Annotated in this window: 11 protein-coding genes and 1 tRNA gene; all 12 read left to right on the top strand. The window is 68.0% G+C overall.

What is annotated here, in order from left to right; translation table 11 throughout:
- A partial coding sequence (gene rpsD, locus VFM98_RS25645) for a 30S ribosomal protein S4 (protein ID WP_325112717.1) occupies nucleotides 1–460 on the top strand: 460 nt, incomplete at its 5' end.
- 131 nt (nucleotides 461–591) lie between these two features.
- Nucleotides 592–1,581: a DNA-directed RNA polymerase subunit alpha gene (locus tag VFM98_RS25640; protein WP_325112716.1), complete on the top strand. Its 990-nt coding sequence runs from the start codon at nucleotides 592–594 to the stop codon at nucleotides 1,579–1,581.
- Nucleotides 1,582–1,780: 199 nt separating this feature from the next.
- Nucleotides 1,781–2,182 (top strand): 50S ribosomal protein L17, encoded by a 402-nt coding sequence (rplQ, locus tag VFM98_RS25635; protein ID WP_325112715.1) that lies wholly within the window; start codon nucleotides 1,781–1,783, stop codon nucleotides 2,180–2,182.
- Nucleotides 2,183–2,202: 20 nt separating this feature from the next.
- Nucleotides 2,203–2,279, top strand: a tRNA-Met gene (locus tag VFM98_RS25630).
- A 151-nt stretch (nucleotides 2,280–2,430) separates the two neighbouring features.
- Nucleotides 2,431–3,222: a DUF1538 domain-containing protein gene (locus VFM98_RS25625; RefSeq protein WP_325112714.1), complete on the top strand. Its 792-nt coding sequence runs from the start codon at nucleotides 2,431–2,433 to the stop codon at nucleotides 3,220–3,222.
- On the top strand, nucleotides 3,219–3,959 hold the full coding sequence (locus VFM98_RS25620) for a DUF1538 domain-containing protein (protein ID WP_325112713.1): 741 nt from the start codon (nucleotides 3,219–3,221) through the stop codon (nucleotides 3,957–3,959). The genes VFM98_RS25625 and VFM98_RS25620 overlap by 4 nt, the downstream gene beginning before the upstream one ends.
- On the top strand, nucleotides 3,956–4,288 hold the full coding sequence (locus VFM98_RS25615) for a P-II family nitrogen regulator (RefSeq protein ID WP_325112712.1): 333 nt from the start codon (nucleotides 3,956–3,958) through the stop codon (nucleotides 4,286–4,288). Before VFM98_RS25620 ends, VFM98_RS25615 begins: the two co-directional genes overlap by 4 nt.
- 51 nt (nucleotides 4,289–4,339) lie before the next feature.
- Nucleotides 4,340–5,047, top strand: a complete 708-nt coding sequence (locus VFM98_RS25610; RefSeq protein WP_325112711.1) for a glutathione S-transferase N-terminal domain-containing protein — start codon at nucleotides 4,340–4,342, stop codon at nucleotides 5,045–5,047.
- Between the two features lie 154 nt (nucleotides 5,048–5,201).
- Entirely contained in the window at nucleotides 5,202–5,720 is a 519-nt protein-coding gene (locus VFM98_RS25605) for a hypothetical protein (protein WP_325112710.1), read from the top strand.
- A gap of 10 nt (nucleotides 5,721–5,730) precedes the next feature.
- Nucleotides 5,731–6,366, top strand: a complete 636-nt coding sequence (locus tag VFM98_RS25600) for a penicillin-binding protein activator LpoB (RefSeq protein WP_325112709.1) — start codon at nucleotides 5,731–5,733, stop codon at nucleotides 6,364–6,366.
- Nucleotides 6,350–7,516: a hypothetical protein gene (locus VFM98_RS25595; RefSeq protein WP_325112708.1), complete on the top strand. Its 1,167-nt coding sequence runs from the start codon at nucleotides 6,350–6,352 to the stop codon at nucleotides 7,514–7,516. The genes VFM98_RS25600 and VFM98_RS25595 overlap by 17 nt, the downstream gene beginning before the upstream one ends.
- Nucleotides 7,517–7,537: 21 nt before the next feature.
- Nucleotides 7,538–7,984: a hypothetical protein gene (locus VFM98_RS25590; protein WP_325112707.1), complete on the top strand. Its 447-nt coding sequence runs from the start codon at nucleotides 7,538–7,540 to the stop codon at nucleotides 7,982–7,984.
- The last annotated feature ends 84 nt before the right edge of the window (nucleotides 7,985–8,068 follow it).

The following is an 8,068-nucleotide window of genomic DNA, read 5'->3' as shown; positions in this document are numbered from 1 at the left end:
GCTGCGCGAGAAGCAGAAGGTCAAGCGCATGTACGGCGTGCTGGAGCGCCAGTTCCGCCGCTACTTCGAGGAAGCCGACCGCCGCAAGGGCAACACCGGCGCCAACCTGCTGTTCCTGCTGGAGTGCCGCCTGGACAACGTGGTGTACCGCATGGGCTTCGGCTCCACGCGCGCGGAAGCCCGCCAGCTGGTGAGCCACAAGGCGATCACGGTCAACGGCCAGGTCATCAACATCCCGTCGTACATGGTCAAGACCGGCGACGTGGTGGCGGTGCGCGACAAGTCCAAGAAGCAGAACCGCGTCGTGGAATCGCTGCAGCTGGCCACGCAGGTCGGCATCCCGGCCTGGGTGGAAGTGAACGTCGACAAGGCGGAAGGCACCTTCAAGAAGGTCCCGGACCGCGACGAATTCGGCGCCGACATCAACGAGTCCCTGATCGTCGAACTGTATTCGCGTTAAGCGGACACCACGAGGCTCCCGCCGGAGCCTCGAGCCTGAGAGATTGATTTACTCCCCGCCGGCGGGCACGCCGCAAGGGGCCCCAGCCTTACCGGTGTAACGAGCCGGGGGTATTGAGAGGAAAGTCCTGCATGCAAACCAACCTGCTGAAACCCAAGTCCATCAACGTGGAACAGCTTGGCACCAACCGCGCCAAGGTGACCCTGGAGCCCTTCGAGCGTGGCTACGGCCACACGCTGGGCAACGCGCTGCGCCGGGTCCTGCTCTCGTCGATGGTCGGGTATGCGGCGACCGAGGTGACCATCGCCGGCGTCCTGCACGAGTACTCGTCGATCGACGGCGTGCAGGAAGACGTGGTGGGCATCCTGCTGAACCTCAAGGGCGTGGTGTTCAAGCTCCACAACCGCGACGAGGTCACCCTGTCCCTGCGCAAGGACGGCGAAGGCGTCGTCACCGCGGCCGACATCCAGACCCCGCATGACGTCGAGATCATCAATCCCGACCACGTGATCGCCACGCTGTCGCAAGGCGGCAAGATCGACATGCAGATCAAGGTGGAGAAGGGCCGCGGCTACGTGCCCGGCAACGTGCGCCGCTACGGCGACGAGCCCACCAAGTCGATCGGCCGCATCGTGCTGGACGCGTCGTTCTCGCCGGTCCGCCGCGTGAGCTACACGGTCGAAAGCGCCCGCGTGGAACAGCGCACCGACCTGGACAAGCTGGTGATGGAGATCGAGACCAACGGTGCGATCACCGCCGAAGACGCCGTGCGCGCCTCCGCCAAGATCCTGGTGGAACAGCTGGCCGTCTTCGCGCAGCTGGAAGGCTCCGAACTGGCCGCCTTCGACCAGCCGGTGCAGCGCAGCTCGCAGCAGTTCGACCCGATCCTGCTGCGCCCGGTCGACGAGCTCGAACTGACGGTGCGTTCGGCCAACTGCCTGAAGGCCGAAAACATCTACTACATCGGTGACCTGATCCAGCGCACCGAGAACGAGCTGCTGAAGACCCCGAACCTGGGTCGCAAGTCGCTCAACGAGATCAAGGAAGTCCTGGCTTCCCGCGGTCTCACGCTGGGCATGAAGCTCGAGTCTTGGCCGCCCGCCGGCCTCGACAAGCGCTGAAGAGAAGTCGGACAGCCGGACGCAGAGGACGCAAAGGGTACGCAAAGGACGCAAAAGAAAACCTTCTGAAGTTTTCTTCGTCTCTTTTGCGTCCTCTGCGTATCTTTTGCGACCTCTGCGTCCGGAAGTTTGGTTTTTAACTTGGTGTCCCCCCAGTACCTGATCCGGCTGGGGCACTCATAAGGAAAGGAAATACACCATGCGTCACGGCCACGGCCTTCGCAAACTCAATCGCACCAGCGAGCACCGCCTCGCGATGCTGCGCAACATGATGAACTCGCTGATCGAGCACGAGGTGATCAAGACCACCCTGCCGAAGGCGAAGGAACTGCGCCGCGTCGTCGAGCCCATGCTCACGCTGGGCAAGGAACCCACCGTCGCCAACAAGCGCCTGGCCTTCGACCGCCTGCGCAACCGCGACAACGTGGCCAAGCTGTTCAACGAGCTGGGCCCGCGCTACCAGACCCGTCCGGGCGGCTACACGCGCATCCTGAAGATGGGCTTCCGCGTCGGCGACAACGCGCCGATGGCGCTGGTCGAACTCGTGGACCGTCCCGAGCCGACCGAAGCCGCCGCCGGCGAGCAGGGCGCCGCCGAATAAGCTATAATTTCGATCTCTGACGCGCGGTGGAGCAGCCTGGTAGCTCGTTGGGCTCATAACCCAAAGGTCGCAAGTTCAAATCTTGCCCGCGCAACCAAATCGATCGACCCGCCGTGGCGCCCCAAGCGCACGGCGGGTTTCTTCTTTCCGGCGCCCGAAAACCTGACCGCGTGATTGCGCTCGCGCAATGACAGCGCGCCGCAGGAGGCCGACGATGCACACAGCGGCACAGCATCGAGTCGGCACGCGTGAGCTCTCCCTCCCGTCGCACCCGCCCCCAGCCCGCACCGGCTGCGCGGCAAACCGATAGCCCCTCGCCCGCGCGGCGTGGCGCCTCGGCCGTTCTCCTCGCCCTGCTGCGCGAACGCCTGCCGGAAGTGCTGCAGTCGATCGCACCGCTGGTCGGCGTCGTGTGCGTGCTGCAGTTCACCATCGTCCAGGCGCCGGCGGCGCTGTTCATTCAGTTTCTCGGCGGGGCGCTGCTGGTGGTACTCGGGCTGCTGCTGCTGTTCGCGGGCGTCGAGATCGGCGTGCTGCCGATGGGTCGCTACATCGGCGCCGACCTGCCCACCAAGGGCTCCGCCTGGCTCATCGCCATCGTGGGCTTTGCGATGGGCTTCGCGACCACGGCGGCCGAGCCCGACGTGCTGATCCTCGCCGACCAGGTCGACCGGGTCACGCAGGGCGCGATCTCGGGGCAGCAACTCGTGTACGTGATCGCGGCGGGCGTCGGACTGCTGGCGGTCGTCGCGCTGCTGCGCATCGTCTACGGCTTTTCCTTCCGCGCCCTGCTGGCGGGTTGCTGGCTGCTGATGATCGCGTTGTCGCTGCTCGCGCCCGCGAGCTTCGTTCCGCTCGCCTACGACGCCGGCAGCGTGACCACGGGCGTGGTGGCCGCGCCGGCGCTGCTGGCGCTGGCGCTGGGCGTGAGTTCCGTGCTGGCCGGGCGCTCCACCTCCGCGGACGGCTTCGGGCTGCTGGGCCTGGCCTCGGCCGGTCCGATCCTCGCCATCCTGCTGGTGGGAGTGTTCGCGCGATGAAGGCCGCGGCCTGGCTGGAGCAGATGCTGGAGACCGGCTGGAGCGTGCTGCTCGCGATCGTTCCGCTGGCGCTGGTGTTCCTGGTGTTCCAGGCGCTCTTCCTGCGCATGCCGGCCAAGGAAGTGCTGCGCATCCTGCTCGGAACGGCGCTGGCAGCGCTGGGCCTGTTCCTGTTCCTCCTCGGGGTGGGGCTGGCCTTCCTGCCCTTCGGACGGATCACCGGCGAGGCACTGGGCGCGCTGCCGCAGCAGTGGCTGGTGGTGCCGCTCGGCGTGCTGCTGGGGTTCGTCACCACCTGGGGCGAACCGGCCGTGCGCATCCTGGCCGACCAGGTGGAGGAGGCCTCGGGCGGATCGATCCGGCGCAGCCTCGTGCTCGCGACCGTGTGCGTGGGCGTCGCGCTGGCGGTCGGCCTGGGCCTGTTCCGCATCGACCACGAGGTCCCGCTGCTGGTGCTGCTGGTGCCCGGCTACGGCATCATGCTGGGCGCCATGTGGCTGTGCCGCACCGAATTCGTGGCGATCGGGGCCGACGCCGGCGGCGTCGCCACCGGGCCGCTGGCCAACAGCTTCCTGCTCGCGCTGGCCTTCGGTGCATCGTCGACGATGGGCGGGCAGGATCCGCTGGTCCACGGCCTGGGCCTCGTCGCCCTGATCGCACTCGCGCCGGCGCTGTCGGTGACGCTGCTGGGCATCGTGGTGGGCCGCAAGGAGCAACGCAAGGAGTCGCCGTCATGAAGACATCGCTGATCGTCAGCATCGTGCGCCGCGGCTGGGGCAGCACCGTGCTGGAGGCCGCCGTGCAGGCGGGTGCGCGCGGCAGCACCGTGCTGGTGGGCCGCGGTGGCGGCATCAACGAGCAGGAGAAGATCTTCGGCGTCTCGATCGAGCCGGAGAAGGAGATCGTGCTGACGGTGGTGCGTGCGGACCTGGTCGACACCATCCTCGCCGAGATCGTGCGGGCCGCGGAGCTGAACGAGACGGGCAAGGGCATCGCCTTCGTCATGCCGGTCGAGAAGATCGTCGGCGTCGCCCACTTCATGAAGCAGGCCGGCGCGGCGGGTTGATCCCGCGGCGGCTTGCACGTAGCCTCGCGGGTTTTGCAGCAAGGAACCCGCATGCCCGACCTGAGCGCCTTTCCCATCACGAAGAAGTGGCCGGCCCGCCACCCCGACCGCATCCAGCTCTATTCGCTGCCCACGCCCAACGGCGTGAAGGTGTCGATCGCGCTGGAGGAAACGGGGTTGCCCTACGAGCCGCATCGCGTGGGCTTCGAGACCAACGACCAGACTTCGCCCGAGTTCCTCTCGCTCAACCCGAACAACAAGATCCCGGCCATCATCGACCCCAACGGGCCGGGCGGCCAGCCGCTGCCGCTGTTCGAGTCCGGCGCGATCCTGCTCTACCTGGCCGAGAAGAGCGGCAAGCTGATCCCGCAGGAGCCGGCGCGCCGCTGGGAGACGGTCCAGTGGCTGATGTTCCAGATGGGCGGCGTCGGCCCCATGTTCGGCCAGCTCGGTTTCTTCCACAAGTTCGCCGGCAAGGACTACGAGGACAAGCGCCCGCGCGACCGCTACGTCAACGAATCGAAGCGCCTGCTCGCCGTGCTGGAGGGCCACCTGAAGGGCCGGCAGTGGATGCTGGGCGACGACTTCACCATCGCCGACATCGCGATCTTCCCGTGGGTGCGCAACCTGGTGGGCTTCTACGGCGCCGGCGAACTGGTGGAGTTCGCGCGTTTCGGCGAGGTGAAGCGCGTGCTCGATGCCTTCGTGGCGCGGCCGGCGGTGGCGCGGGGGCTGGAGATCCCGAAGAAGGAGGGTTGACGCGCAGCGGCGAGGCTTCAGCCTCGCCTTAGGTAAATAGATTTATTCCCTGGCGTTCAGCACTAAACGAGGAATTTGTCACTCGGCCGTAAGGATGAGGCGAAACAAGCGGTAACTTTCTTAAGCTCCAGCGCTACAAATTCGAAGGAGCGCCATGAAGAAACTGCTTGCCACCCTGAGCCTGACGGTCCTGCTGGCCGCGTGTGCCACCGCCCCCCAGCTCGCCCCGCCGGCCTCGATCCAGGCCCCGGCCCCGATCGTCGGCAACACCGGCAAGTTCATGTCGCCCTACACCGAGGACGGCACCGTCGCCCGCTGGGTGGAGAAGGGTCGCCACGCGGCGGCCGGCGCCAACATCGGCGGCTTCGTCGGCGCCCAGGCCGGCGCCAAGCTGGCCGAGAACATCCCCTTCGTGGGCGGCCTCATCGGCCAGAAGGTCGGCGCCGAGATGGGCCGCGCGGTGGCGCTGAACATGGTCGGCGGCGAGGCCTTCATCAAGGAAACCTCGGACCTGTCCTTCAACTCCGTCGAGGACCTCGCGGTCTACATGTACGCGAAGAACTCCACGCACAAGGACTACGCCCAGGTGCTGGAGCTCACGCAGAAAATCTATCCCGACCTGGCCCAGGCCTACTACCCGGCCATCGTGCGCGCCTCGGCCGGCAAGCGTTGAAGGGCCTCGCATGATCGCCCGCACGCTTTCCGCCCTCGCGCTGGCCAGCCTCGCGGGCTGCGCCACGATGAACCAGGGGCTGGACAACAGCCCCGGCCGGGTCTCCGTCTACAAGGACGCGGCCACGACCTCCAACCGCGTCGCCGGAGTCGGCGTGGAGTCGCAGGACGTGATCTCCATGACCGACAAGATGGTCCGCGACATCCTCGGCACGCCGCAGATCGCGGGCCGCACGCAGGCGCCGCGCATCATCGTCGACGACGAGTACTTCAGCAACGAAAGCTCGTCGCGCCTGAACAAGCGCGCCATCACCGACCGCCTGCGGGTGGAGCTGAACCGCTCCGCCGGCGGCCGCATGATCTTCCTGGGCCGCCAGTACGCCAACATGGTGGCCAAGGAGCGCGAGCTCAAGCGCGAAGGCACGTTCGATGCCGGCACCATCCGCGCCACCAAGGCGCAGGCCGGCGCCGACTTCCGCCTGGTCGGGCGCATCACGTCGATGGACGCGAACTCGGCGCGCAGCGGGGTCATGTCCCGCTACCACCAGATCACGTTCGAGCTGATCGACATGGAATACGGCAACATCTCCTGGAGCGGCCTCTACGAATTCAAGAAAGAGGCCCAGGACGATGTCATCTACCGCTGAGCGGCGCCGGGGCGGCGTTCGCGCGGCGGCGGTGCTGCTCGTGGCCTGGCTGGCCTGCAGCAGCGCCGCCGCCGGCAGCTTGGCTGCGGAAGAGGCGGCGCTCGCCAAGGCGGATCCGAAGGACCGCACGCTGCACGCGATGCGCGCCGGCGTGTCGGCCCTGCGCGAGGACGCCCGCGACGTGGCCGCACGCCACCTCGATGCGGCGCTGGAGGCGATCGAGAGCGTGTTCTCCAACCGCGAGGGCGCGGCCAAGGCGCGCTCGCTGTGGTACGAGGAGGGCTCGAAGGACTTCAAGGGCGAGCCCTACGAGCGCGCCATGGCCTTCTACTACCGCGGCCTCGTGTACCTCACCGAGGGCGATTACGAGAACGCGCGCGCGTCCTTCCGCAGCGGCCTCATGCAGAGCTCGTTCGCGCAGGAGGAGCGCTACCGCTCCGGCTTCGCCACGCTGATGTTCCTCGACGGCTGGGCCAGCCAGCTGCTGCAGGATCCACAGGCGCGCGACGCCTATGACGAGGCCGCGCAATATCGCAAGGACTGGAAGCGGCCCGAGACCGATCACGACACGCTGGTGATCGCCGAGCTTGCCGGCAGCCCGCGCAAGGTGGGCGACGGCGTGGGCCACCACGAGATCGTGTACCGCAAGGCGCGCCGCACGCCGGAGGCCGTGGCCGAAGTGCGCATCGGCGACGGCGCGCCGCTGCGCCTGTACCGGATGGAAGACCTGTTCTGGCAGGCCACCCACCGCGGCGAGCGGGCCATCGACCGCATCATCGACGGCAAGGTGCAGTTCCAGGCCGGCACGGCCGCCGCCGGCGATGCCCTGGGCCGCATCGCCAGCGAAGGCAGCGTGGTCAGCGCCGCCGTCGGTGGCGGGGGCGGCGCCGCGCTCGGCGGCCTCGCTGCCGTCGGCGCGATCGCCTCGCTCGTCGCCCTGAACGTGAAACCCGCCGCCGACGTGCGCTACTGGAACAACCTGCCCGAGACGCTGCACGTCGCGACCCTGCACACCGGCGGCAGCGAGCCCGAAGTCGCCGTGCGCCTGTTCGACGAGGCCGGCCAGCCCGTGAGCTCGCCGGCCCTGGTGGTGCGCCAGTGGCGCGACCCGCGCGGCAACCGGCTCGTCTGGATCAAGAGCCGGGACTGACAACCGAGACAAGGATTCCGCATGCGAAAGCTTTCCCTCCTCCTGTGCGCCGGTGCGCTGCTGCTGGCCGGCTGCGTGACGCAACCGCTGGCCGAAGGCGCCAAGGTCGCGCGCCGTGTCGACGACCCGATCGCGCCCGATGCGCGCATCCAGTACGACCAGGTCGTGATCCTGGACCGCAGCCTGCAGAGCGACCGCGCCGGCAAGCTGGCCGTGGAGCGCCAGGGCGCGCGCCGCAACCCCACCGGCACGGTGAAGGTGATCGCGCAGTTCCGCAACCGCACCGACTACACGCAGGCCATCGAGGCGCGGGTCAGCTTCTTCGACACCGAGCTGGTGCCGGTGGAGAAGCCTTCCGCCTGGAGCCGCCTGATCCTCTCGCCCAACGGCACCGGCACCTACGAGGAGAGTTCGACCATGACCTCCGATGTCGCGCACTACCTGGTCGAAGTCCGCGAGGCGCGCTGAGATGGTCCGCCGCGCCCTCGTTCCCTTCCTGCTGGCCGGCGCGCTGTGCGGTGCCGCCCAGGCCCAGATCCTCGGCGGCGAGGT

Origin of the sequence: Ramlibacter sp. (assembly GCF_035706265.1) — a bacterium.
In the GTDB taxonomy this organism is placed as follows: Bacteria; Pseudomonadota; Gammaproteobacteria; order Burkholderiales; family Burkholderiaceae_C; genus Ramlibacter.
This window is presented reverse-complemented; position numbering and strand designations above follow the sequence as displayed.

Bases quoted from the DNA above. Each gene is read 5' to 3' on its own strand.
- VFM98_RS25640 (WP_325112716.1), top strand. From the start codon at position 592: ATGCAAACCAACCTGCTGAAACCCAAGTCCATCAACGTGGAACAGCTT.
- rplQ (WP_325112715.1), top strand. From the start codon at position 1,781: ATGCGTCACGGCCACGGCCTTCGCAAACTCAATCGCACCAGCGAGCAC.
- VFM98_RS25595 (WP_325112708.1), top strand. From the start codon at position 6,350: ATGTCATCTACCGCTGAGCGGCGCCGGGGCGGCGTTCGCGCGGCGGCG.
- VFM98_RS25605 (WP_325112710.1), top strand. From the start codon at position 5,202: ATGAAGAAACTGCTTGCCACCCTGAGCCTGACGGTCCTGCTGGCCGCG.
- VFM98_RS25590 (WP_325112707.1), top strand. From the start codon at position 7,538: ATGCGAAAGCTTTCCCTCCTCCTGTGCGCCGGTGCGCTGCTGCTGGCC.
- VFM98_RS25610 (WP_325112711.1), top strand. From the start codon at position 4,340: ATGCCCGACCTGAGCGCCTTTCCCATCACGAAGAAGTGGCCGGCCCGC.
- VFM98_RS25620 (WP_325112713.1), top strand. From the start codon at position 3,219: ATGAAGGCCGCGGCCTGGCTGGAGCAGATGCTGGAGACCGGCTGGAGC.
- VFM98_RS25615 (WP_325112712.1), top strand. From the start codon at position 3,956: ATGAAGACATCGCTGATCGTCAGCATCGTGCGCCGCGGCTGGGGCAGC.
- VFM98_RS25600 (WP_325112709.1), top strand. From the start codon at position 5,731: ATGATCGCCCGCACGCTTTCCGCCCTCGCGCTGGCCAGCCTCGCGGGC.